This window comes from Streptomyces sp. NPDC059679, from assembly GCF_042734105.1.
GTDB lineage: Bacteria > Actinomycetota > Actinomycetes > Streptomycetales > Streptomycetaceae > Streptomyces.
This window is the reverse complement of sequence record NZ_JBHWES010000025.1, coordinates 18,678-42,708: the sequence shown is the minus strand read 5'-3', so window position 1 is coordinate 42,708 and position 24,031 is coordinate 18,678. Positions and strand designations below refer to the sequence as shown.

Here is a 24,031-nt window from a genome sequence, read left to right as displayed (position 1 = left end):
GCACCGGCCGGCGGTCCCGATGCTTACTTCTTCTTCACCTGAACGTCGGTGAAGATGGGGTCGCCGTCCTGACCGTACGGAATCTTCCCGTAGATCTTGTTGGACTGGCCGCTGTTGACCTTGTAGAACCACAGCGGGATCGCCGGCATGTCCTTGGCGAGGACCTGCTCTGCCTGCTGGTACAGCTTGACGGTCTCGTCCAGCGTGGCGGCCTTGTCGGCCTTCGAGGAGAGCTCGTCGAACTCCTTGTTGGAGTAGCCGCTGGTGTTACCGGCGGCGGTGGTGCTGTACAGGTCGCGCATGAAGTTCGAGTTGACCGGGTAGTCGAGCACCCAGCCACCGCGGTACATGGACTTGACCTGGTGCTTGTCACGGGCGTTCAGGTCGGCCTGGAAGTCCGGCTTGGAGTCGCCGACGCACTCGACGCCGAGGTTCTTGCGGATGTCGTTGCAGACCGCGTCGACCCAGGGCTTGTGGTCCTGGTCCGCGTTGAACTGGATCGAGATCTTGTTGCCCGGGACGCCGCCACCCTCCTTGACGAGCTCCTTGGCCTTCTTCGGGTCGAAGGTGACCTGCTCCTTGAGCGCGCCGGCCTGGTAGCCGAGCACGCCGCGGGCGACATAGCTGTCGGCCGGGGTGCGCGAGCCGTGCAGCACGGTCTTGGTGATCGTGTTGCGGTCGATCGCCATCGACAGACCCTGGATGACCTTGGGGTCGATGTTCTTGAACTGCTTGGTGTAGAAGGCCGGGACGATCGACTGGACCGCCGAGTACTCCTGGTCGATCGCGCGCTTGCCCAGGTCGCTCTTGTAGTTGGTGAGCGCGGTGGTGGGCACCTGCTCGATCCAGTCGAGGTTGTTGGAGCGCAGGTCGGAGTAGGCGGCGTCGGCGGTGGTGTAGTTCTTGAAGTCGATGCCGCCGTTCTTCGGCTTGTCCGGGCCCTTGTAGTCGGCGTACGTCCGGACCTTGATCAGCTTCTTGTGGTCCCAGGAGACGAACTTGTAGGGGCCGTTGCCGATCGGGTGATCACCGAACGCCTTGGGGTCCTTGTAGAACTCACTGGGCAGCGGGGACCAGACGTCGTAGCCGAGCTTGTAGGCGAAGTACGAGACCGGGCCGGACAGCTCGATCTTGAACTCGTTGTCGTTGACGACCTTCAGACCGGACATCTTGTCGGTCTTGGGGTCACCCTTCTCCGGGTGGACGTCCGCGTAGCCCTTGACGTCCTGGAACCAGCTGGAGTTGGTCTGGTTGTTCTTGACGTTGGCCGCCCAGTTCCACGCGTCGACGTAGGACTTGGCGGTGACCTTCTCACCGTTGTGGAACGTCCAGCCCGGCTTGAGCTTCACGGTCCAGACCGAGGAGTCCTTGTTGGGGGTGACGGACTCGGCGTTGACGTAGGTGAGCTTGCCGGTGCCCGGCTCGTAGCCCACCAGCTGGGAGAAGACCTGCCGGATGACGCGGCTGCCCTGGCTTTCCTTCTGGTTCGCCGGCTGCAGCGGGTTCTGCGGCTCGCTCAGCTGGGCGGTCAGGATCCCGTTCGGGTCCGCCGCCCCCTTGTTCATGTCATTGTCGCCACTGTCACTGCCGCCGTCGCTGCCACCACAGGCGGTTGCGGCCAGCGCCACAACCGCGGCCAACGCGACCCACTTGGCGCTCTTGGCACCGCGCATGGGTTTGCCTCCTCAGGAGTCCACTGTCACTACGAAAAGGGGGCAACCGGAGACACGCTGACACCCCTGACAGCGAAAGGGACCGGAACCCCCCGTGTGCTCGTAGGCCGGCGCTCCCCACAGCGCGTGACCCATCGACCCGAGCCCAACGGACCCCATAATTGAGCACGACAGTCCCGTAAACCACACTTAAAGGGTCTCGCTTTGGTCACGAGATCTACGCGCGGAGCTTCGAAATCCGGACAAAACTGCCGCAGACAGACACACGCGAAACGGACTGTTAACACATCATGCGGAGCGCAGTCACCGATAATCGGACGATGATCGCCGAATAAGAGCTTGACTGACATCTTGCTGACATGACAAGAGCCCGGATCCCGCCCTCCGTGGGCTGGAATTCCGGGCTGTTGGCATATGCAGGACGCCTTACCGGCCGATTACTCCAGGTAATCGGCCGGTATTACTTTTGCTGGTGCTTTTGCGTTAGCGCTTCGCGCGGGCGGCCGTCCGGGCGCGGTCCTTCTGGTCCAGCACCAGCTTGCGGATACGGACCGTCTCCGGGGTCACCTCGACGCACTCGTCGTCGCGGCAGAACTCCAGGGACTGCTCCAGCGAGAGCATCCGCGGCGGGACCAGGGACTCGGTCACATCCGCCGTCGAGGACCGCATATTGGTGAGCTTCTTCTCCTTGGTGATGTTCACGTCCATGTCGTCGGAGCGGGAGTTCTCGCCAACGATCATGCCCTCGTACACCTCGGTGCCCGGGGAGACGAACAGCGTGCCGCGCTCCTGGAGGTTGGTCATCGCGAAGGCGGTCACCACGCCCGAGCGGTCGGCCACCAGCGAGCCGTTGTTCCGGGTCTTGAGCTCGCCGAACCAGGGCTCATGGCCCTCGTGGATGGAGTGCGCGATACCGGTGCCCCGGGTCTGGGTCAGGAATTCCGTACGGAAGCCGATGAGACCGCGGGAGGGCACGATGAACTCCATACGGACCCATCCGGAGCCGTGGTTGGACATATTGTCCATCCGGCCCTTGCGGGTGCCCATGAGCTGGGTGACCGCGCCCATGTGCTCCTCGGGCACATCGATGGTGATGCGCTCGATCGGCTCGTGGACCTTGCCCTCGATCTCCCGGGTGACCACCTGCGGCTTGCCGACGGTCAGCTCGAAGCCCTCCCGGCGCATGGTCTCCACCAGGATGGCCAGCGCCAGCTCGCCCCGGCCCTGGACCTCCCAGGCGTCCGGGCGGTCGGTGGGCAGCACGCGCAGTGAGACATTGCCGATGAGCTCGCGCTCCAGGCGGTCCTTGACCAGGCGCGCGGTGACCTTCCGGTCCTTCACGGCCGACTTGTCCGCGCCCTTGCCGCCGGGGCCCCGGCCGACCAGCGGCGAGGTGTTGGTCCCGATGGTCATCGAGATGGCCGGCTCGTCGACGGTGATCAGCGGGAGGGCGATCGGGTTCTCGGGGTCGGCCAGGGTCTCGCCGATCATGATCTCCGGGATGCCGGCGACCGCGCAGATGTCACCGGGTCCGGCCACCTCGGCGGGCTTACGGGTCAGCGCCTCGGTCATCAGCAGCTCGGTGATCCGGACGTTGGAGATCGAGCCGTCACGCTTGATCCAGGCGACGGTCTGCCCCTTCTTCAGCTCGCCCTGCTCGACGCGGAGCAGCGCGATACGGCCGAGGAAGTTGTCCGCGTCCAGGTTGGTGACATGGGCCTGGAGGGGGGCGCTGGCGTCGTACTCGGGGGCCGGGATGGTGGCCAGGAGGGTGGAGAAGAACGGCTGCAGATTGTCGCTGTCGGCCGGGACGGTGCCGTCCTCCGGCTTGTTCAGCGAGGCCACGCCGTCGCGGGCGCAGGCGTAGACGATCGGGAACTCGATCTGCTCCTCGGTCGCGTCCAGATCCAGGAAGAGGTCGTACGTCTCGTTGACGACCTCGTCGATCCGGGCGTCCGGGCGGTCGGTCTTGTTGATGCACAGGATGACCGGCAGCTTGGCCTGCAGCGCCTTGCGCAGCACGAAGCGGGTCTGCGGCAGCGGGCCCTCGGAGGCGTCCACCAGCAGCACCACCGCGTCGACCATGGACAGACCGCGCTCGACCTCACCGCCGAAGTCGGCGTGGCCGGGGGTGTCGATGATGTTGATGGTGACGGGGTCCCCGCCGTCCGCCGGGTGGTACTTGACGGCGGTGTTCTTGGCGAGAATGGTGATGCCCTTCTCGCGCTCCAGGTCGTTGGAGTCCATGACCCGGTCGTCCACGTGCTGGTGGGCGGCGAACGCGCCGGCCTGCTTGAGCATGGCATCGACGAGGGTCGTCTTGCCGTGGTCGACGTGGGCGACGATGGCAACGTTACGGATGTCGTGGCGCGTGGGCACTGCGGCGCTTCTCCCGGAATCGTGGATGGCGGCGCACCGTCCGGCACGCCCGCCTGCCGGGCAGATCACGCCACGGCCTCACCCCATGGTACGTGGACGGGGCGGTAACGCCCGCCCCGCCCGTACCGGGCCGGGGGACCGGACTCAGGCGCGCGCGGGGTCGCCCTCGCGACAGCCCAGCCTGGCGGCCTCGCGCGCGCCGCCGCTCGCCTCCTTGGAGAGCTTCTCGCCGCACTCCAGGATGATCTCGGCTTCGGTGGGGTCCCACGACACCACATGGCCGGTGCCGACCGTCTTGTCGCCGCAGGCGTACCGGAAGTCGGCCTCGAACAGGTCGTACGCGGTGGCCGTGACATAGCGGCCGGACGTCTTGGCCGTCCGCACACCGTAGGAGTCGTGCTTGTCGTACGTGGTCGTTCGCCCGGTCCGGTCGACCAGGGTGAACGCATCGCCGAGGGTCGGCTTCAGGTGTTGGGCGAGACCGCGGATCACCTGCTTCCCGGGCCGGGCGGCGCCCTCGGCGCGGACGGACACGGTGTAGCGGGCCACCGGCTTGACGCCACGGGTACTGACCTTGTGGCCGCTCTTCCGCGTGGTGACCGCCATGGCGTTCACCACCGGGCGCTGGGAGACGTTCAGCCAGGTGTACGTGCCGTCGGCGCACGCCTTGGCGGCCGTGAGCTGCTGGGTGGCGCCGCGGGCGGCCCCGTCGGAGCCGCCCGACGTACAGCCCGCGGCCCCCACCATGATCGCTACGGCCGCGAGCGCCGTGGTCAATCCGTGCTTCATACCGTCCTCCCCCGTGTGTCCGGTGTCGTGATCACGCGTCATGCTTCACGTCGATCGACGTACCGGGCAAGGGAGTTGAGGCAGCCCTGAGGGTTACTTCCGGAAGCCGATGTCCTGGTAGCGCGGAGTGGCGAAGCCGAAGGCGCCCGCGTTGACCACCGTCTTCGCGGCCGCGACCAGCTGGGGGCGCTGGTAGAGCGGGATGGACCCGGCCGCCGCCCAGATCCGCGCGTCCGCGCGGCTGACCAGGGTCCGGGAGGAGCCGGAGTCCAGCTCGGCGACGGCCTCGTCGAAGAGCTGGTCGATCTGGTCCGTGCCCACCCGGGTGTAGTTCTGTTCGACGACCAGCGAGCCGTCGGCGGCGGGCTGCGGCTTGGCGTAGATCGGGCGGGCGTCGGTGGCGGGGTAGGCGCTGGCGGGCCAGGAGTAGAGGGCCAGGTCGTAGTTGCCGGAGGCGATGTGGTCCTTGAAGTAGCCGCTGCCCGAGACCTTGGTGATCTTGGTGCGGACGCCGATCGCCTCCAGCATCCGCGCGATGCGCGCGCTGACCTTGCCCAGCGGGGCGGTGCCGGCGCCGGTCGGCACCACGAAGCGCAGCTCGAGCGGCTGGCCGTGCTTGCGCACCACGGCCGCTGGGGCGCGCCCGGAGCGGCCCGCGTCGCCCGCGTCGGGGCCCGCGCCCCGGCCGCCGTCGCGCTTCCCGCTGTCGCGGCCCTGGTCGTCCGTCTTGGCGCCGAGCGCCTTCTGCCGGGCCGAGGCGGGGGCCGCGCGCCAGCCGGCGTCGGCGAGCAGGGCCTGGGCGGCGCGGGTGTCCTTGCCGCCGAGGGCGCCGCTGTGGTCCTTGTAGCCCTGCTGGCCGGCCATCAGCAGATGGTTGCCGAGCGGCTTGGCGGGCAGCCCCAGGGGCCCCAGCACCAGCTTCGCGAGGTCCTTGCGGTCGATCGCGCGGGCCACGGCGCGGCGCACCCGCTCGTCGGCGAGCGGGCCCTTGGTGCCGTTCAGCGCGAGCTGGGTGTACGCGGGCTCCAGGGCCTTGCGCACGACAAACCTGCGCAGGGCCGCCTTCTCGGCCCGCGCCTCCTTGGAGGAGTTCTCCTCCGCCCAGGCGCGCATCGCGTCGGCCGCGTCCCGGCCGCCAGCCGCCAGGTCCGTCCCGGCCTCGGCCCCGTGCTGGGCCGACGGCTCGGCCGCGGCCTGTTCGTCCGTCCCCCTCTTCCCGTTCTCCGCCTTCTCCGCCGACTTGCCCTTCTTCTTGGGCACCTCGGCCGCGTCCTCGATCCGCTCGGCCATGGCCCGGTCGACCTCGGCCAGATCGAGCTTCCCGGCCAGCAGCGCGGCGGGCCTGTCCTTGACCGGTACGGCCTTGAAGACCAGCTTGTCGAGCCGGGCCCGGTCGCCCCACCAGCGGGGGTTGCGCACCAGCGTGACGCTCTTCGTACCGCCCGTGATGCCGCGCATCAGATACGGTCCCGCGCTGACCGCGAGCCCCCGGCGCCGTCCGTCGTTGAAGGCCGTCGGGTCGCTCATCACACTCTTCGGATAGAGCGGGGTGAACAGCGAGCGCCAGTCCGCGTACGGCTTGGCGAAGGTGACCTCGACCTCGTGCTCCCCGTCGCCGGGCTCGACCTTGGCGATGCGGTCGTACCCGGCGTTGCGGGCCGTCCAGTACGCGCCGTCCGCACCGCGCAGCGCCTTCCACTGGGCGGTGAAGTCCTCGGCGCCGATCGTGCGCCCGTCGGTCCACACGGCCTTCGGGTTGAGCTTGTAGCGCACGACCTGCCTGGGCTCGCGGTCCACCACGTCGGCGGCCTGGAGATAGTCGGAGTTGCGCTGCGGGCGGCCCCGGCTGTCCAGGGTGAACAGGGACGGCAGGACGGCGCCGGCGATCCGCTGGGTGCCGCTGTCGGCGTTGGTCTGGAAGGCGTTGAACGTCCCGGGCGCCGCGTCCAGGGCCCAGCGCAGCGTCCCCGCGTCGGCCACCCGGTCGCGGGCGGCCGTGGCCACGTCCCGTCGGGCGGCGGCGGGCGAGCTGTCGTCGCCGCCGGAGCTGCATCCGCTCGCCCAGGGCAGCGGCAGCAGCACTCCCGCGGCGAGCAGCACGACACGGCGGCGCTTGGCGATGGACATGGCGCGGTACCTCCGGGGTGGGCCTGCTCGGCCGGACGGGCCGGGCGAGCCGGAATTGTGCATATTTGGCATATTGTGACGCTCATCGCATATACTCCTCACTCAAAGCGACGGTTCAGGAAACAGCACGCCGAGACGGCCATGGAGGGGAAAGGATCACCCGAGCGGGTCAATCCGGTGGGCGCGTACCCCCGCGCGCGAAGGTGCCTTCGCTCCGGTGGCCGCGCCAATCCCGACAGATCCCTTCCCAACCGCGACCATGACGCGTAACACTCGCTGTCGCATGAGCGTCGCCAACCGCAACCGCGGAAGTGAGGGCAAGTCATGTCCTTGAACGACGACTTGACGGCCGTCCAGCGCTGTCTCGACGATCTGGTCCGCTCCGTCCACCGGCTGGAACAGTCGGTCGGCCCCGAGGGCCTGGAGATACGTCGCGTCCGTACCGACGCGGACCATCTGCGCGAAAGCCTGGCCCTGCTGCGCGCGACCGCCCCAGGCGAGCGGTCGAGCCCGGAGATGGTGCTGGTCCCCGACGCGCCGTACAACAGCGCGCTCTGGTTGGACGTCGACGACGAGGGGCTCGGCGCGCGCGACCGCCACGCGCCCTGAGGCACGCACGCGGCGCGACCGGCGCCCCGCCCCTGCCAGGCGGACCCGCCCCACCAGGCGACCCGCCCCACGGGGCGACCCGGCACCCGGCGCCCCGCCCAGCGGGCGACGCGCCACGAGGCGACCCGGCAGCTGACGCATACGGGCGTCTACCCGAGGTGTCCCGCCCGCACGCCGCGTGAGTGCCGCCCCATCACCCACCCGCACACTCCACCACGGAGTCCCTTTTGGCCACAGGCACCGACCCCCAGGCCCGTACGGCCTCCGGAAAAGACCCCGCCACGCACGGCGTACACGCGCCCTCGCGCGCCGCCGTCCCGGCCCGCCATCTGCGCACCGACCGCTGGTGGCTCTCGCCCGCGGCGACCGCCGCCGGTCTTTTCGCCTTCGTCGTCTACTCGACCTGGCGGGCCTTCTCCGGAGACGACTACTACGCCGAGCCGTATGTCTCGCCGTTCTACTCGCCCTGCGTCGCGCAGAACTGCGTGCCCATGAAGGGCGGCGCGAACTGGGAGATCTTCGGCGCGTGGTGGGGCCTGTCCCCCGCCCTGCTGATCCTGATCTTCCCGCTGGGCTTCCGGCTGACCTGCTACTACTACCGCAAGGCGTATTACCGGGGCTTCTGGGCCTCGCCGCCGGCCTGCGCGGTCCCCGAGCCACGCGCCAAGTACTCCGGCGAGACCCGCTTCCCGCTGATCCTGCAGAACATCCACCGCTACTTCTTCTACTTCGCGGTGATCGTCGCCGGGATCCTCAGCTACGACACGGTGCTCGGCTTCCGCGACGAGCACGGCCGGTGGGGCCATATGGGCCTCGGCACCCTGGTGCTGCTCGTCAACATCGCGCTGATCTGGGCGTACACCCTCTCCTGCCACTCCTGCCGGCATATCGTCGGCGGCCGGCTGAAACACTTCTCCCGGCATCCGGTGCGCTACCGCCTTTGGGGCTGGGTCAGCAAGCTCAACGCCCGCCATATGCAGCTGGCCTGGGCGTCGCTGGTGAGCGTCGCCGTGGCCGACTTCTACGTCTATCTGGTGGCCAGCGGCGCCTTCGACGACCCGCGCTTTTTCTAGGAGAGGTGCCCAACAAGATGACCCAAGTCGAACGGCAGTCGTGGGACGTGGTCGTGATCGGCGCCGGCGGCGCCGGGCTACGGGCCGCGATCGAAGCGCGCGAACAGGGCAAGCGCTGCGCCGTCATCTGCAAATCGCTCTTCGGCAAGGCCCACACCGTGATGGCCGAGGGCGGCATCGCCGCCAGCATGGGCAATGTCAACGAGGGTGACAACTGGCAGGTGCACTTCAGAGACACCATGCGCGGCGGGAAGTTCCTCAACCACTGGCGGATGGCGGAGCTGCACGCGCAGGAGGCCCCGGACCGGGTCTGGGAGCTGGAGACCTGGGGTGCGCTCTTCGACCGCACCGCCGACGGAAAGATCTCCCAGCGGAACTTCGGCGGCCATGAGTATCCGCGCCTCGCCCATGTCGGCGACCGCACCGGCCTGGAGCTGATCCGCACCCTCCAGCAGAAGATCGTCTCCCTGCAGCAGGAGGACAAGGCCGAGTTCGGCGACTACGAGGCGCGGCTGAAGGTCTTCCAGGAGTGCACGGTCACCCGTGTCCTCAAGGACGAGGCGGGCGAGCGGGTCGCCGGGGTCTTCGGCTACGAGCGCGAGTCCGGCCGCTTCTTCACCATCGAGGCGCCCGCGGTGGTGCTGGCCACCGGCGGCATCGGCAAATCCTTCAAGGTGACGTCCAACTCCTGGGAGTACACCGGCGACGGCCACGCACTGGCGCTGCTGGCCGGGGCGCCGCTGGTGAACATGGAGTTCGTGCAGTTCCACCCGACCGGTATGGTCTGGCCGCCCTCGGTCAAGGGCATCCTGGTGACCGAGTCGGTGCGCGGCGACGGCGGGGTGCTGCGCAACAGCGAGGGCAAGCGCTTCATGTTCGACTACATCCCGGATGTGTTCAAGGAGAAGTACGCCCAGACCGAGGACGAGGGCGACCGCTGGTACGAGGACCCGGACCACAACCGCCGCCCGCCCGAACTGCTCCCCCGCGACGAGGTCGCCCGCGCCATCAACTCCGAGGTCAAGGCGGGCCGCGGCTCCCCGCACGGCGGGGTCTTCCTCGATGTCTCCACCCGGATGCCCGCCGAGGTCATCAAGCGGCGGCTGCCCTCCATGCACCACCAGTTCAAGGAGCTGGCGGACGTCGACATCACCGCCGAGCCCATGGAGGTCGGCCCGACCTGCCACTACGTGATGGGCGGCGTGGACGTCGACCCGGACACCACGGCCGCGACCGGAGTGCCAGGACTGTTCGCCGCCGGTGAGGTCGCGGGCGGTATGCACGGCTCCAACCGGCTGGGCGGCAACTCCCTCTCCGACCTGCTCGTCTTCGGCCGGCGCGCGGGGCTGCACGCGGCCCGGTACGCGGACGAGACGGCCTCCTCGGGGGCTCGGCCGAGCCCGGACGACGCGCAGATCGACCTGGCGGCGGCCGAGGCGCTGCGCCCGTTCAGCGCGGAGGGCGGCGAGCCGTCGAGCCGGGCACCTCAGTCCACGGTTCCGGCCGAGAATCCGTACACGCTCCACCAGGAGCTCCAGCAGACCATGAACGACCTGGTCGGCATCATCAGGAAGGCCGGCGAGATGGAGGAGGCGCTGCACCGCCTGGCCGCCCTGCGGGTGCGGGCGCGGCGCGCCGGGGTGGAGGGGCACCGGCAGTTCAACCCGGGCTGGCACCTGGCCATCGATCTGCGCAACATGCTGCTGGTCAGCGAGTGCGTGGCGCGCGCCGCGCTGGAGCGGACCGAGAGCCGCGGCGGGCACACCCGCGACGACTATCCGGAGATGGACCGCGAGTGGCGGCCGGTCAACCTGGTGTGCCGGCTCACCGACCCCTCGGGCGAGCCCGCGGCCCCGGACGCGCGGCAGGGGCAGATCCGGCTGGAGCGGCGCCTGACCCCGCCCATCCGGCCCGATCTGCTCGGCCTGTTCGAGAAGGACGAACTGGCGAAGTACCTGACGGACGAGGAGCTGACCCAGTGAGCGCGTACGAGGCCCACTTCAAGGTGTGGCGGGGCGATGTGGAAGGCGGCGGTCTGAAGGACTTCCACGTCGAGGTCAACGAGGGGGAGGTCGTTCTGGACATCATCCACCGGATCCAGGCGACCCAGGCCCCGGACCTGGCGGTCCGCTGGAACTGCAAGGCGGGCAAGTGCGGCTCCTGCAGCGCCGAGATCAACGGGCGGCCCCGGCTGATGTGCATGACCCGGATGTCGGTTTTCGGCCGCGACGAGACGCTCACCATCACGCCGCTGCGCGCCTTCCCGGTCGTACGGGACCTGGTGACCGATGTGTCGTTCAACTACGAGAAGGCGCGCGAGGTGCCGTCCTTCGTACCGCCGGAGGGCGTGGGGCCGGGCGAGTACCGGATGTGGCAGGAGGACGTGGGGCGGTCCCAGGAGTTCCGCAAGTGCATCGAGTGCTTCCTGTGCCAGGACACCTGTCATGTGGTGCGCGACTTCGAGGAGAACAAACAGGTCTTCGCCGGGCCGCGGTTCCTGATGCGGGTCGCCGAACTGGACATGCATCCGCTGGACGGGGCGGCCGAGACCGGGCTCGACCGCAAGCGCACGGCCCAGGAGGAGCACGGTCTGGGCTACTGCAACATCACCAAGTGCTGCACCGAGGTCTGCCCGGAGGGGATCAAGATCACGGACAATGCGCTGATCCCGCTCAAGGAGCGGGCGGTGGACCGTAAGTACGACCCGCTGGTCTGGCTGGGCAACAAGATCCGCCGCCGCGAGTCCTGATTGTTCGCGGATGGGCCGGGCCCGAACCGAGCCGCAAAAAGAGGGGCCCGGCCCGTCACCACATGCTCAGCAGCGCCTCCACCGAGTCCGGGCCGGACGACTGCCCGCCTGGCAGCGCCAGCTCGAACCAGACCGTCTTGCCGTGCGGCGTGCGCCGGCTGCCCCAGCCCGCGCTGAGCAGGCCGACCAGCTGCAGCCCGCGCCCGCCCTCGTCGGTGTCGCGGGCGCGGCGGCGCCGGGGCTGGACCAGGCCGCTGTCCCAGACCTCGCAGACCAGCGTGCGGTCCAGCAGCAGACGCAGCCGGATCTCACCCTCGCCGTACCTCAGTGCGTTGGTGACCAGCTCGCTCACCAGCAGCTCGGTGGTGTCCACCAGTTCGTCCATGCCCCAGGACTCCAGCTGCTGCCGGGCCAGTTCACGGGCGCGGCCGACCGACTTGGGCTCGCTGGGCAGCTGCCAGTCCCCGACCGACTCCGCCGACAGACCCTGCATCCTGGCCATCAGCAGGGCGATGTCGTCCTCGCCGTGGTGGGTGTCCAGGGTGGACAGCACGTGGTCGCAGACGTCCTCCAGGGACACCACGCTGTCCGGGGTGTTGAGGGACGCGCGCAGGGCCTGCAGCCCCTCGTCGAGGGTGTGGTCGCGGGACTCGACCAAGCCGTCGGTGTAGAGGGCCAGCAGCGCCCCGTCGGGGAGTTCGACCTCGATCTCCTCGAACGGTTCGCCGCCGACGCCCAGCGGCATCCCGGGCGGGACCTCCATCAGCAGGGCGGATTCGCCCGGTTCGACGAGGACGGGGGGCGGGTGACCGGCGTTGGCGAACGTACAGCGGCGGGTGACCGGGTCGTAGACGGCGTAGACGCAGGTGGCCAGGTAAACCTCAGCCAGGCCAGACAGGTCGGAGGAGCCGTCGGCAGCCTTGCCGCGGGCGAGGGCGCGTGAGCCCGCCCGGCCTCCGGCGTGCGATCCGCCGGGCGCGCCGAGCCCGGCGGCGATCTCGTCCAGCGCGGACAGGACTTCGGCGGGCTCCAGGTCGAGCAGGGCGAGGGTCCGTACGGCGGTGCGCAACTCGCCCATGGCGACGGCGGCGCGCAGACCGCGGCCCATCACATCGCCGACCACCAGGGCCGTGCGGTGGCCGGGCAGCTCGATGACGTCGAACCAGTCGCCGCCCACCTCGGTCGCCGCGTTGCCCGGCAGATAGCGGCAGGCGATATCGAGCCCGGCGGCCTCCGGGTCGCCGGGCGGTAGCAGGCTGCGCTGGAGTATCAGCGCGCGCTCGTGCTCTCTGCGGTAGAGGCGGGCGTTGTCGATGGAGACGGCCGCGCGGGCGGCAAGCTCGACGGCCAGGGCGGTGTCCCGCTCGCCGAAGGGCTCGCTGCCCTTGGTGCGGGAGAACTGGGCGAGGCCGACGACCGTGTCGCGCGCGACCATCGGCACCACCAGGGTGGACTGGAGCATGGTGCCCATCTCCAGGCTCTCGCCGCCGTCCCGGCCGGGGACGACGCGGGCGCGGGCGGTGCGCAGGGCCACGGCGCTGGGCGAGTTGAAGGGGTAGCGGTGCACCTCGCCGACCTGGACGGGCTTGGTGGCGCCGCCGGCTCCGTCACCACCGGCTCCGCCGCTGGACAGATAGCTGTCGCCGAAGCCGACCGGCCCGGCCGAGACGGCGCTGGCGAAGGCCACCCGGCGCAGCTCGGCGCTGCCGTCGGCCAGTCCGGGCGGGGTCTCGTCGCCGACGAGCAGGCCCTGGTAGAGGTCCACGGAGGCCAGGTCGCAGAACTGCGGTACGGCCACGTCCAGCAGCTCGCGCGCGGTGGTCTCCAGATCGAGGGAGGTGCCTATTCGGGCCCCCGCCTCGTTGAGCAGCGCCAGGTTGCGGCGTACGCCCGCGGCTTCCTGTTCGGCGCGGCGGCGGCCGGTGACATCGGTGGCAAGACCGGCGACGCCGATGGGCCGGCCCGAACCGCTGTGCAGCCGGTACAGCGAGATGGACCAGCGGCGCCGCTCGGGGTTGCCGGGCACGGTGCCCACAATGGGCATATCGGTCAGCGACTGCCCGCTGTCGAGGACTTGGCGCAGGGCGGCGGCGAGCCGGTCGGCCTCGCCGCGCGGCAGCAGGTCGTACGCGGAGGCGCCGCGATACGTCTCGGCGGGGCGGCCGAAAACCGTGGCAAACCGCTCATTGACGCGAAGCATGCGCAGATCGGTGCCGAAGAGAAAGAAACCGAGCGGAGATTGACCGAAAACGGCCTGCGACGCGGCGAGGTCGGTCTCCAACCCCCGTAGAGCCGTCACATCCACGGCGATACACAGCGCGGACCGCTCACCGTGCTCGGTCTCGGCCGGCATCACATAGACCTCGGCGATGCCATGCGCCTGTGGCGCCTGCGGGTTGTGATACGGGACGAGCCCGGTCCACTCCCTGCCGTCGAGGATGTCGGCGACCGTCCGGCGACTGGCCTCACGCAGCTCGGGCGGCACGAACGCCTCCACCGGGTCCTTACCGATGGCCTCTCCATGGCTCAGACCAAGGAGCTCGGTGGCGCGCCGGCTCCACTGGGCGATCCGGCCGTCGGGCCCCAGCGAGAAGGAGGCGACCCGGATGTAGTCGTAAATCGAGCCGGGCGGGCTGCTCTGCCAGACCGGCGGGGCGGAGGACAGTGAGGATTCCGACGATCGGTACGGCACGGGCAAAGATGACGAGCTGGACACAGAAGACGAAGATGGCGATGAGGAAGGCAAGGCGGGCGCGATGGGCGAACGTGATGATGAGGACGTACGGGACTTTGGCGACATCTGCGAACCAACCGCCTCCTCGGGCATATCCGCCCCCGCTGGCTTCTCGCTCATGCGCCCGTCCCCTCCGGCTCAGGTGCTCCGACCGGCTCTCAGATAGCGAGTATCCAGCACCTCGGCCATCCGGAGTACGGTCTTCACGATCACAGCACTATCTCAGCCCGCGTTCAGGTTCCGTCCTGGCTTTTTGACAAGCGCTCAAGATCAGCGCCCACTCACACTCTTAACCGGGCAGAGCCAGCTCGAACCACACCGTTTTCCCGGTGGCGCCGGCCCGGGCGCCCCAGCGCAGCGCGGAGCGGGCCACCAACTGCAGGCCGCGGCCGCCCTCGTCCTCCGAGGTGGCCACGCGCTCGCGCGGCGGATCGGTGAGCGGGTCGGAGACCTCGACCAGCAGGACCGGGTCCCCCGCGGCGCGTTCGCGACGGGCGTACATGCGGACGCCGATCGGGCCGCTGGCATGCCGCAGCGCATTGGTGACCAACTCGCTCACCAGCAACACCGTCATATCGCCCAGCGGTGCGAGACCCCAGCGCTCCAGCGCCTCGCGCACCTGGGAACGGACCACCCGGACGGCACCGGGCTCGGCGGGGAGGACCCACTCGGCGGAGCCGGGCCGGCCGGGCCCGGAACCAGCCGCTCCTGTGCCGTCCGTCACGCCGATCACTTCCCCCGACACGTCCAAGCCCCGCCGGAATGTATGGATTCAGGGAGGTTAATCAGTACATACCCGATATCCGGGCGGGGTACCGTCGGCCGTCTTGCCGGGTACATCAGCGCGGGACCGGAGGCGGGCCGCCAGGGCAGGCACTACGCGTTCAGCAGCCGCCGTACCGCCTCGGCCACCGCCGGACGGTCCTCGTCCAGCCAGTCGACCTCGTCCACGCGGTCGGGCGGCAGCCAGCGCAGCTCGTCGTGGTCCTCCAGCGGTCGCGGCTCACCGGAGCAGAGCTCCGCGGTCCACACCTGCAGGACGTACCCCGGCTTGAGGGTCCACTCGCCGGGCAGCCGCTCCAGCGGCCGCACCTCGACGCCCAGCTCCTCGCGCAACTCGCGCACGAGGGTCTGCTGCGGCGTCTCACCCGGCTCCGCCTTGCCGCCGGGCAACTCCCAGCGGCCCGCGAGCTCGGGCGGGGCGCTGCGCCGCGCGGCCAGCAGCCGCCCCTGGTCGAACACCGCTCCGCCCACCACCATGCGCACCGTCATGCGCCGCACCTTAGACCGTCCGGCAGTAGGGCCCGCGGCGTCGCGGGCCGATGGGCGGCTCCCCCGTAGCTCCGCACGGGAGGTGCCCCCAGCCGCACCCCGCTCGTCGCACGCAGGGGGTACCTCCCAGCGGTAGCTGGGGGAGCCGCGGAGCTCTCCTCACGGGGCACGCCCATGCTTGCCCCTCGGCCCTCCCCCTAGGCCCTGCGGGCCTGGGCGGTACCCCCTCCTTCACCCGCGCTCCCTACTCCCGGACGGTCTTACGGGAGTCCCCCGGGATGCGGCGCGGGCGATGACGGTGAAAGGCGGCGGCGGGAGCGAGGGCCGGGGGCCGCTCAGCGGGCCTGTCGGGAGGCCGCGGTCCGCTCGACGACGTAGAGCTGCTCCTTGCTCTGCGAGTCGAGCCGGTCGGCCACTTCCTGGGCCTCGGTCTTGGTGGCGTAACGGCCGACGCGATAGCGATTGCCGTTGTCGTCCTGGCGGATGACGAGCCATGGCAGGACGGCATTGCTGTCACTCATCGGTCCGCCCCCTCCAATCTGGCGCGCCCCCGCGCACGCCTCTGTGACTCCGGTAAGGAATTCCCGATCCGCATATGCCCGAGCCTACGCCCAACCTTCACGCACCGGATACGCCTTCTTACAACGAGGTACTCATCCGGCCAGCCGCCGGTCATCGGCGGCGTGGCCGGTCGAGGTGTCGTCCCGCCAAGGCGGCACCCTCGTCCGGCCCACACCGTGTCAGACGCCCGCGGTCGCCTTCTCGCGCCGGTCGTCGTCCGCCTCGCCCGCGGCCTCCGCGGCCTCGGCCTCGGCGTCGGCGGCCAGCTCCCGCTCGGCCTGCACCAGGGAGGGGTTGCGCCATGCGCTGCCCACGCCCCAGGCGTAGAAGAGCAGACCGATCACGGCCACGATCAGGAAGTCCCAGCCGTCGGCCAGATCGCCGCGGCCGCCGTACTTCTTACTGCCGAGGAACGAGACCGTCGCCATGACCAGCAGGTACGACACCATCCAGGCGCCCCCCATGAGGTGCGGCTTCAGCTCGGCCCACGGCTTGCGCAGCTCGTACCAGGCCCAGATCGGCAGACCTATGGCCATGATCAGGATGACCTTGCCGGTCAGCGGCCAGCGGGCCCAGTACAGGACGAGCGAGCCGAAGACCATCGCGATCGGCGCGACGATCGGCATCGCACGCAGCTTCACCGGGCGCGGCAGGCCCGGGGAGAGGCGGCGCAGCGACATCACGGCGACCGGGCCGGTGATGTACGAGATGACGGTCGCGACGGAGACGATCTCGGCGAGCGAGCCCCAGCCGCGGAAGACCGCGAGGAACGCGAAGGCGATCACCAGGTTGAGCAGCAGCGCCGGGCGCGGGATACCGGTCTTGGGGTCGACCTTGCCGAAGATCTTGGGCAGATGGCCGTTCTCCTGGACACCGTGGATCATGCGGGAGGTGGTGGCCGCGTAGATCATGCCGGTGCCGGACGGGGAGATGAAGGCGTCCGCGTACAGCAGCAGCGCCAGCCAGTTCAGGCCCCAGGCGGTGGCCAGGTCGGCGAGCGGGGAGTTGAAGGACAGGCTCGACCAGCCGCCGTGCGACAGATCGGCGGCCGGGACCGCGCCCAGGAAGGCGACCTGCAGGGCCACGTAGATCACCAGCGAGATGATGATGGAGCTGATGACGGCCTTGGGCAGGGACTTGCCGGGGTTGCGCGCCTCGCCCGCCATGTTGAGCGGGGACTGGAAGCCGTTGTACGCCCAGACGATGCCGGAGACCGCGACGGCGGTGAACACCGAGCTCCAGCCGTTGGGGGTGAAGCCGCCGTTGCCGCTGATGTTGCCGCTGTCGAAGTGGGCCAGCAGCAGGGCGCCCGCGGTCAGCGCCGGGACGACCAGCTTGAAGACGGTGATCGCGGTGTTGGTCTTCGCGAACAGGGTGATCGCGAACCAGTTGAGGAAGAAGTAGAAGACCAGCAGGACGGAGGCGAGGACGACACCGCTGCCGGTCAGCTCCTTCCCGTCGTACAACTGCTTCGCCCAGTGGAAGTCCCAGGAGCTCATGTACTGGATGGAGGCGGTGGCCTCACCCGGGATCACCGAGACGATGGCGATCCAGTTGGCCCAGGCGGCCAGATAGCCGGCGAGCGAGCCATGCGAGTACTGCCCGAACCGGACCATGCCGCCGGCCTTGGGGAACATCGAGCCGAGCTCGGAATAGGTCAGGGCGATGGTCAGGGCGACCGCGGCGCCGATCACCCAGGCGAGAATGGCGGCGGGGCCGGCCAGTGACGCGGCTCGCTCGGCACCGAAGAGCCAGCCGGAGCCAATGATGGAACCGAGGCCGACCGCGGTGAGCGACACCGTTCCGAGCGACCTTTTGTAATGCGAGTGGGAACCTTGTTCATTGCTCAACGTCCCTGACACTCCCTTCGTCCCCCATAGCTGTACCTGATGCAAACGGCCGTCATCGTACATACGAATTGAAGGGGTGCCTCGCGGGTTTGAGCTGAGTTTGAGGTCCGGCTCTCACGGATGTGCGCTGGAGTGCATCAGCGCAGGTCAACCACTGGTAAAATCCATGAGAAGCATAAGTCAAGGGCGGTTTGGCGGGCCCTTCGCGGAATCTTTACCGGCCGGGCACGGGACTTATTAATCCCGCCCGTAATCGCCGGTAACCCACCGGGGATGCGGCAACTCTTCCGTAAAGTTCGTGCCCAGCTGCCGCGAATGAACCCGGATGGCTGAGTGACGCGAGTTGAGCACGATGTGCCGCTTTTCATGTAGCAGGCATGAAGCTCAAATCTACCTCAAATTCCAGTGAGCTCAAATTCAGCTCAAATCCTTTTGTGAATAGTGAAGTTGAGGAATGCCCTGCGGCGGCGCCCGCGTCGGCGAACGACGTGTCCCGCAGGCGGATGGGCCCGGCCCGTCAGCGCACCGGAAGGTGGTACGCGACGCGGTACCGCTCGGCCAGCACCACCACATCGGCGGTCTCCACGGGGCGGCCGCCCGCGAAGTACGTACGCGAGATGACGAGTACGGAGTGGCCCGGCACCCCGCCCAGCGTCAGCACCTCCTCCGCCCGGCCGGGCCGCGCGGAGACCTCCTCCGTCACGTTGTCCACCACGACGTCGATCGCGGCCATCCGCTCGACCACACCGCGCCCGGCCAGCGGCCCCTCCTCGGGCAGCATCACGGGTGAGCGGCCGGTGAGGGCAAGCGGCTCCCAGGAGGTGGAGATCATCACCGCGTCCCCGGCGGCCCGGAACACATACCGGGTGCGCATGACCCGCTCCCCGGGCGCGATACACAGCCGCAGGGCGGTCTCGCGCCCGGCCTCCTCCTGCTCGCTGCTGGACTCCCAGGTGCCGATGATCCGGTCGTCGGACTGCTCCTGGCGGAACGGATTGGACCGGTCGCCGGGGCGGAAGCCGGTACGGACCAGCCGGCGCGGGACGGGCCGCGCACGGACGTAGGTGCCGGAGCCGGAACGGCCCTCGACCAGCCCCTCGGCCATCAGCACCTTGCGCGCCTCGAGGGCGACCGTGTCGGAGACCCCGTACTCCTCACGGATCCGGGCCTGGGAGGGGAGGCGGGTGTGCGGTGGCAGCTCGCCGGTGGTGATCTTCTTCCGGAGGTCGTCGGCGACTCGGAGATATGCGGGCTGATCACCAAAGGCCACGAGCGCTCCCAGCGGTTGACAATCGGCAACAGCTTCGCAACCGAGGGTTGTCATCCGCAACTGAGGGCCAGAGCTTCACCGGAAGTGGTGAACTGCAGCTCAGAGACGTTTACTTCGACAACGACGCATAAGGCCGGTATCAATGGCGATCAACGCCTGACCATCGCCGTAAGGCAGCGTTGCATCGCCGTACATCGCCGCCACACTGGCGAGCATCGCCGTACACCGCCGTTCATCCGCCGGTCCCCCACAGGAGCCCGCCGTGCGCACTCGCCCCACCCCGCGGCCACTGCCCGCCGTCCTCGCCCTGCTGCTGTGCGCCGGGTGCACCGGCGGCGCAGGGGCCAAGGACGCCGCCGAGGACGTCCCCGGGGCACGGCCCGGCACCGCCGGGGTCGGCGATCCGCTCTTCCCCAAGCTCGGCAACGGCGGCTACGACGTGTCCCGTTACCGCCTCACCCTCGACTACGCCCCCGACTCCCACCGCCTCAAGGGCACCGCCGAACTCACCGCCCGCACCACCCGCGCCCTGACCTCCTTCCACCTGGACCTCGCCGGACTGCGGGTGCGCGAGGCCACGGTCGACGGCCGACCCGCGAAGACCGCGCGCAGCGGCACGGAGCTGACGCTCACCCCCGCCGCCGCCCTCCCCAAGGGCCGTACGTTCAAGACCACGGTCGTCTACGACGGCAAGCCGAAGACCATCACGGACCCGGACGGCTCGGAGGAGGGCTGGATCAAGTCGGCGGACGGGGCCGTGGCGGTCGGCGAACCCACCGGCTCCATGGCCTGGTTCCCGGGGAACCACCACCCCTCCGACAAGGCCGCGTACGACATCACCATCACCGTCCCCCAGGGCTACACCGCCGTATCCAACGGCGAGTTGACGCAGCGCAGCGAACACGGCGACCACACCACCTTCCGCTGGCACACCGGCGAGCCCATGGCGAGCTATCTGGCCACCGTCGCCATCGACGACTTCGACATCCACACCACGACCACCGACGGCACGCTCCCCCAGTACGTCGCCGTAGAACCCGAACTGGCCGACCGGACCGCCGACGTCCCCGACCAGGTCACCGACGTCATCGACTGGGAGACCCGGACCTTCGGCCCGTACCCCTTCTCCTCCACCGGCGCGATCGTCGCCGACCTGCCCGACCTCGGCTACGCCCTGGAGACCCAGACCAAACCGCTCTACCCGTCCCCGCCCAGCGAGCCGCTGATCGTGCACGAACTCGCCCACCAGTGGTTCGGCAACTCCGTGACGCCCCGGACCTGGAAGGACATGTGGCTCAACGAGGGGTTCGCCACCTACGCCGAGTGGCTGTGGGAGGAAGGCCATGACGGGGCCGGCCGCACCGCCCAGGAGATCTTCGACGACTTCTACGACGGCACGGACGACGAGAGCGAGGGCATCTGGGACTTCCCGCCCGCCGCCCCGCCCAGCGCCGGCCGGGTCTCGGACCCGCCCGTCTACGGCCGCGGGGCGATGGTGCTGCACAAGGTACGCGAGGCCGTCGGCGACAAGACGTTCTTCGCCATCCTGCGCGCCTGGACCCGGGACCACCGCCACGGCAACGTCGACACCGCGCAGTTCATCGCGCTGTGCGAGAAGAAGTCGGGCAAGGATCTCAAGGACCTCTTCGACGTCTGGCTGTACGCGGACGCCAAGCCGAAGCGGCCGTAACGCGATCGCCGCGTTCTCCCCGCCGACCGTACAGCCTGCTACCGCACAAGAGCGCGGCTACCGCACCAGAGCAAGGGCGAGAGCCGCGATGGCCAGCCCCAGATACCCCACGGGAAACGCGATGTTGTGGAAGACGCGCTTGCGCATATGCGCCCCGACGGCACCGACGAAGAACAGCACGAGCCCCACCGCTGCGGCGACCCCGATGAACCGGACGCCCGCAAGCCCCAGCAGCAGCCCGGCGGCCCCGGCGGCCTTGAGCGCGGCGAGCCAGGGGATCCAGCCCCGTGGAACGCCCACTTCCGCCGAGTTCGCGAGCACGAACTCCGCCTTCGCCAGATCCGCCACCGCGCTCCCGGCGTTCGCCACGATCGCAACGACGGTGACGGCCGTATACACGCTGAACACTCGCGCCCCTTTCTGTCCGTCCCCCCGCCAACCAGCCTCGTCAGGGCTCGGAGCGCCGTCCAATACATGCCTCCATAACCTGGCGGCATGGACATCGACACGCGGTTGCTGCGCTACTTCGTAGCCGTGGCGGAGGAAGGGAACCTCACCCATGCGGCCCAGCGGCTGTTCGTCTCCCAGCCCGCGCTGACCAAGCAGATCAAGCAGCTGGAGACCCAGCTCGGCACGGCGCTGTTCACCCGCTCCCGCTCCGGTATGGCCCTCACCGAACCGGGCCGCGCCCTGGCCGAGCGGGCACCCGCCCTGCTGGCCGACTGGGACCGGACCCTGCGCGAGACGAAGGCCGCGGCGAGCCGGGCCGCTCGCGTGCTGCGCGTCGGCTTCGTGGCCAGCGGGGCCAACGAGGCGACGCAGCCCATCGTCGCCGAGTTCTCCCGCCGCCGACCGGGCTGGCGCGCCCAGATGCGGCAGGCGTCCTGGGCCAACCCCTCGGCGGGCCTGGCCGACGGAGAGGCCGACGTCGCCCTGGTGCGCCTCCCCTTCCCCGGCCAGGACGCCCTGCGTGTGACGCCTCTGTTCACCGAACCCCGCTGCGTCGCCCTCGCCGCGGCGCACCCGCTGGCCGCCCGCGACGTGATCCCCTTCCGGGACCTCTGGGACGAACCCTTCGTCGCGGCCCCCGCCGAATCGGGCCCCTGGCGCGACTACTGGCTCGCCGCCGACGAACGCGAAGGCCACCCGGTCCGCATCGGCGCCGTCACCGACCAGCCCGACGACTGGCTCAACGCCATCGCCAACGGCTACGGCATCGCCCTCGCCCCCGAATCCGCCGCCCGCTTCTACGCCCGCCCCGGCGTCGTCTACCGCCCCGTCACCGGAGTCGACCCGAGCCGGGTCGCCGTCGCCTGGACCCCGGCCGACGACGACAACCCGGTCGTCCAGGACTTCGTCCACTGCTGCCTGGATCTGGGGGCCGACGGCTGCACGGTTGCGCTTTAGATCCGCTTAAAGGCGCTCCGGCACCTTTGGCCCCCCATCCAAATCCATAGGAGTCGCGGAAAACGGGCGACGAAGGGGGAGAGAGGCGATGCGGGAGCAGACCAGACGTTCCGTGCTGCGCTCGGCGGCGGCGGTCGGTACCGGGGTCGGGATCTCGGCCGCCGGGACCGCAGGGGCGCGGGCAGCGGGCGCGGCGCACCAGCTGGGACAGGAGGACACCTGCCCGCCGCCGCTCGGCCCCGTGCGGGTCGGCAGCGAGGATCGGCGCTACTACGAGCTGGTGCGTCGCGGCGCCAACGCGCGCTACACCGGATCGCCCGATCAGGTGCGCATCGTGGGCAGCACCGAGCACGTGGAGGAGGCGGTGCGGGACGCGGTACGCGGTGGTCTGCGCGTCGCGGTGCGCAGCGGCGGACACTGCTTCGAGGACTTCGTCGACAATCCCGAGATCCGGATGATCATCGACATGTCCGGAATGACGGCTGTCTACTTCGACCCGGAGCGCGCCGCCTTCGCGGTCGAGGCGGGCGCCACACTCGGGGAGGTGTACCGCAGGCTGTACCTGGGCTGGGGCGTGACCATCCCCGGCGGCTGGTGCCCCTCGGTGGGCGCGGGCGGCCATGTGCAGGGCGGCGGCTTCGGCACGCTGAGCAGACTGCACGGGCTCACCGTCGACCATCTGTACGGGGTCGAGGTCGTCACCGTGGACGGCGGCGGGCGGGTGCGCACGGTCGTGGCCACCCGCGAGGACGGCGACCCGCACCGGGACCTGTGGTGGGCGCACACCGGAGGCGGCGGCGGCAACTTCGGGGTGGTGACCCGCTACTGGTTCCGCTCCCCCGACGCCGACGGCTCGGACCCGGCACGGCTGCTGCCGAACCCGCCGCGGCATGTGCTGACGTTCAGCGCGGCGTGGCGCTGGGAAGACCTCGACAAAGCGGCGTTCACCCGGCTGATGGAGAACCACGGCGCCTGGGCCGAGGCCAACAGCGACGCAGGCTCGCCCGCCGCCGCGCTCCACTCCGACCTCCTCTTGGTGCCGGCCCAACTGAGCGGCCCGTACATCCTGGGCCAGGTCTCCGCGGAGTCGAACGCCGAGCGGCTGATGCGCCGGCACCTCGACGCGATCAGCGCGGGCACCGCGGCCTACTCGATCACCCAGCTGAGAAAGGAAGTGCCCTGGCTCGAGGCCGCGCTGATCGGCCCCGGGGGCGGCGTGGCCCGCCGCTATACGAAGATGAAGTCGGCCTACGCGAAGAAGACACTCAGCCGCCCCCAGATCGAGGCGGCCTTCTCGCACCTGACCGAGACCGACCCGGGCCGCATATCGGGCGTGATGACCCTGTCGACGTACGGCGGCAAGGTGCGAGACGTCGCCCCGGATGCCACCGCGTACGCCCACCGGGGAACCCGCATCAAGATCGGGTACGTAAATGTCTGGCCCAGCCCCTCGGACGCCGACGCTTACGAGGCGGGCGTCAGGAACTTCTACCGGGCTGTGTACGCCGACACGGGCGGTGTCCCCGTCCCGAATGAGATCAACGACGGGGCGTACATCAACTACCCCGACGCCGACCTGCGGGACCCGGCCTGGAACACCTCGGACACGCCGTGGCATTACCTCTACTACAAGGACAACTACCGGCGTCTGCAGCGGGTGAAGGCGCAGTACGATCCCACGAACGCCTTCCACCACCGCCTGTCCATCGAGCCGGCCTGACCCGATCGGCGCGGCGCCGCCGCCGCGAACAGCCGGCACGGGATCGACGAAGGGTCCGGCCTCCTGAGAGCCCGGACCCCTCCGATCCGCAGATTTTCCAGGTCAGCGGCCCGGTGTTATGCCACCTG

18 protein-coding genes are annotated in these 24,031 nt (G+C 69.7%); 7 read left to right on the top strand and 11 right to left on the bottom strand.

Translation table 11 applies throughout. The features are described 5' to 3' along the window. Positions 1-23: 23 nt before the first annotated feature. The 4 genes from ACFV2X_RS25645 to ACFV2X_RS25630 form a co-directional block, all read right to left on the bottom strand. A complete protein-coding gene (locus tag ACFV2X_RS25645) occupies positions 24-1,673 on the bottom strand; it encodes an ABC transporter substrate-binding protein (protein ID WP_385620438.1) in 1,650 nt (549 codons plus the stop codon). 483 nt (positions 1,674-2,156) lie between these two features. Continuing rightward, positions 2,157-4,052, bottom strand: a complete 1,896-nt coding sequence (gene typA / locus ACFV2X_RS25640; RefSeq protein WP_385620435.1) for a translational GTPase TypA — start codon at positions 4,050-4,052, stop codon at positions 2,157-2,159. 144 nt (positions 4,053-4,196) lie between these two features. After that, the gene (locus ACFV2X_RS25635; protein WP_385620432.1) at positions 4,197-4,841 is read right to left on the bottom strand and encodes a hypothetical protein; all 645 of its coding nucleotides are present in this window, start codon (positions 4,839-4,841) and stop codon (positions 4,197-4,199) included. Between the two features lie 93 nt (positions 4,842-4,934). After that, positions 4,935-6,968 carry an ABC transporter family substrate-binding protein gene (locus ACFV2X_RS25630; protein ID WP_385620429.1) on the bottom strand — a complete coding sequence of 678 codons (2,034 nt, stop codon included), beginning with the start codon at positions 6,966-6,968 and terminating at the stop codon, positions 4,935-4,937. A 324-nt stretch (positions 6,969-7,292) separates the two neighbouring features. Between ACFV2X_RS25630 and ACFV2X_RS25625 the strand changes: the two genes are divergently transcribed. The 4 genes from ACFV2X_RS25625 (at position 7,293) to ACFV2X_RS25610 (ending at position 11,399) form a co-directional block, all read left to right on the top strand. Beyond that, positions 7,293-7,577, top strand: coding sequence for a hypothetical protein (locus ACFV2X_RS25625; protein WP_385620426.1), 285 nt, complete (start codon positions 7,293-7,295; stop codon positions 7,575-7,577). Between the two features lie 227 nt (positions 7,578-7,804). Continuing rightward, on the top strand, positions 7,805-8,650 hold the full coding sequence (locus tag ACFV2X_RS25620) for a hypothetical protein (protein ID WP_385620423.1): 846 nt from the start codon (positions 7,805-7,807) through the stop codon (positions 8,648-8,650). 17 nt (positions 8,651-8,667) lie between these two features. After that, a complete protein-coding gene (locus ACFV2X_RS25615; RefSeq protein WP_385620420.1) occupies positions 8,668-10,632 on the top strand; it encodes a fumarate reductase/succinate dehydrogenase flavoprotein subunit in 1,965 nt (654 codons plus the stop codon). Beyond that, complete coding sequence (locus tag ACFV2X_RS25610) at positions 10,629-11,399, top strand: succinate dehydrogenase/fumarate reductase iron-sulfur subunit (RefSeq protein WP_385620418.1); 771 nt, start codon at positions 10,629-10,631, stop codon at positions 11,397-11,399. Before ACFV2X_RS25615 ends, ACFV2X_RS25610 begins: the two co-directional genes overlap by 4 nt. A gap of 55 nt (positions 11,400-11,454) precedes the next feature. Here the strand turns inward: ACFV2X_RS25610 and ACFV2X_RS25605 are convergent, their stop codons facing one another. The 6 genes from ACFV2X_RS25605 to ACFV2X_RS25580 form a co-directional block, all read right to left on the bottom strand. Then, on the bottom strand, positions 11,455-14,199 hold the full coding sequence (locus tag ACFV2X_RS25605) for a SpoIIE family protein phosphatase (protein WP_385620644.1): 2,745 nt from the start codon (positions 14,197-14,199) through the stop codon (positions 11,455-11,457). Between the two features lie 223 nt (positions 14,200-14,422). Then, on the bottom strand, positions 14,423-14,866 hold the full coding sequence (locus ACFV2X_RS25600) for an ATP-binding protein (RefSeq protein ID WP_385620642.1): 444 nt from the start codon (positions 14,864-14,866) through the stop codon (positions 14,423-14,425). A gap of 143 nt (positions 14,867-15,009) precedes the next feature. Next, a complete protein-coding gene (locus ACFV2X_RS25595) occupies positions 15,010-15,405 on the bottom strand; it encodes a (deoxy)nucleoside triphosphate pyrophosphohydrolase (protein ID WP_385620415.1) in 396 nt (131 codons plus the stop codon). 335 nt (positions 15,406-15,740) lie between these two features. Further along, on the bottom strand, positions 15,741-15,926 hold the full coding sequence (locus tag ACFV2X_RS25590; protein ID WP_014176736.1) for an SPOR domain-containing protein: 186 nt from the start codon (positions 15,924-15,926) through the stop codon (positions 15,741-15,743). 219 nt (positions 15,927-16,145) lie between these two features. Beyond that, the gene (locus ACFV2X_RS25585) at positions 16,146-17,816 is read right to left on the bottom strand and encodes an APC family permease (RefSeq protein ID WP_385620412.1); all 1,671 of its coding nucleotides are present in this window, start codon (positions 17,814-17,816) and stop codon (positions 16,146-16,148) included. A 517-nt stretch (positions 17,817-18,333) separates the two neighbouring features. Next, positions 18,334-19,086, bottom strand: coding sequence for a GntR family transcriptional regulator (locus ACFV2X_RS25580; RefSeq protein WP_385620409.1), 753 nt, complete (start codon positions 19,084-19,086; stop codon positions 18,334-18,336). Positions 19,087-19,348: 262 nt separating this feature from the next. Between ACFV2X_RS25580 and ACFV2X_RS25575 the strand changes: the two genes are divergently transcribed. Further along, positions 19,349-20,776 carry a M1 family metallopeptidase gene (locus ACFV2X_RS25575; RefSeq protein WP_385620406.1) on the top strand — a complete coding sequence of 476 codons (1,428 nt, stop codon included), beginning with the start codon at positions 19,349-19,351 and terminating at the stop codon, positions 20,774-20,776. Positions 20,777-20,833: 57 nt separating this feature from the next. Here the strand turns inward: ACFV2X_RS25575 and ACFV2X_RS25570 are convergent, their stop codons facing one another. After that, on the bottom strand, positions 20,834-21,184 hold the full coding sequence (locus ACFV2X_RS25570; RefSeq protein WP_385620403.1) for a DoxX family protein: 351 nt from the start codon (positions 21,182-21,184) through the stop codon (positions 20,834-20,836). 87 nt (positions 21,185-21,271) lie between these two features. Between ACFV2X_RS25570 and ACFV2X_RS25565 the strand changes: the two genes are divergently transcribed. Together ACFV2X_RS25565 and ACFV2X_RS25560 are read left to right on the top strand one after the other, a co-directional pair. After that, entirely contained in the window at positions 21,272-22,183 is a 912-nt protein-coding gene (locus ACFV2X_RS25565) for a LysR family transcriptional regulator (RefSeq protein WP_385620401.1), read from the top strand. An 88-nt stretch (positions 22,184-22,271) separates the two neighbouring features. Next, complete coding sequence (locus ACFV2X_RS25560; RefSeq protein WP_385620398.1) at positions 22,272-23,903, top strand: FAD-binding oxidoreductase; 1,632 nt, start codon at positions 22,272-22,274, stop codon at positions 23,901-23,903. The last annotated feature ends 128 nt before the right edge of the window (positions 23,904-24,031 follow it).

Excerpts from the sequence above, each read along its gene's own strand:
- ACFV2X_RS25645 (WP_385620438.1), bottom strand. The coding sequence starts at position 1,673 with ATGCGCGGTGCCAAGAGCGCCAAGTGGGTCGCGTTGGCCGCGGTTGTG.
- ACFV2X_RS25635 (WP_385620432.1), bottom strand. The coding sequence starts at position 4,841 with ATGAAGCACGGATTGACCACGGCGCTCGCGGCCGTAGCGATCATGGTG.
- ACFV2X_RS25630 (WP_385620429.1), bottom strand. The coding sequence starts at position 6,968 with ATGTCCATCGCCAAGCGCCGCCGTGTCGTGCTGCTCGCCGCGGGAGTG.
- ACFV2X_RS25625 (WP_385620426.1), top strand. The coding sequence starts at position 7,293 with ATGTCCTTGAACGACGACTTGACGGCCGTCCAGCGCTGTCTCGACGAT.
- ACFV2X_RS25615 (WP_385620420.1), top strand. The coding sequence starts at position 8,668 with ATGACCCAAGTCGAACGGCAGTCGTGGGACGTGGTCGTGATCGGCGCC.
- ACFV2X_RS25605 (WP_385620644.1), bottom strand. The coding sequence starts at position 14,199 with ATGTCGCCAAAGTCCCGTACGTCCTCATCATCACGTTCGCCCATCGCG.
- ACFV2X_RS25595 (WP_385620415.1), bottom strand. The coding sequence starts at position 15,405 with ATGACGGTGCGCATGGTGGTGGGCGGAGCGGTGTTCGACCAGGGGCGG.
- ACFV2X_RS25590 (WP_014176736.1), bottom strand. The coding sequence starts at position 15,926 with ATGAGTGACAGCAATGCCGTCCTGCCATGGCTCGTCATCCGCCAGGAC.
- ACFV2X_RS25565 (WP_385620401.1), top strand. The coding sequence starts at position 21,272 with ATGGACATCGACACGCGGTTGCTGCGCTACTTCGTAGCCGTGGCGGAG.
- ACFV2X_RS25560 (WP_385620398.1), top strand. The coding sequence starts at position 22,272 with ATGCGGGAGCAGACCAGACGTTCCGTGCTGCGCTCGGCGGCGGCGGTC.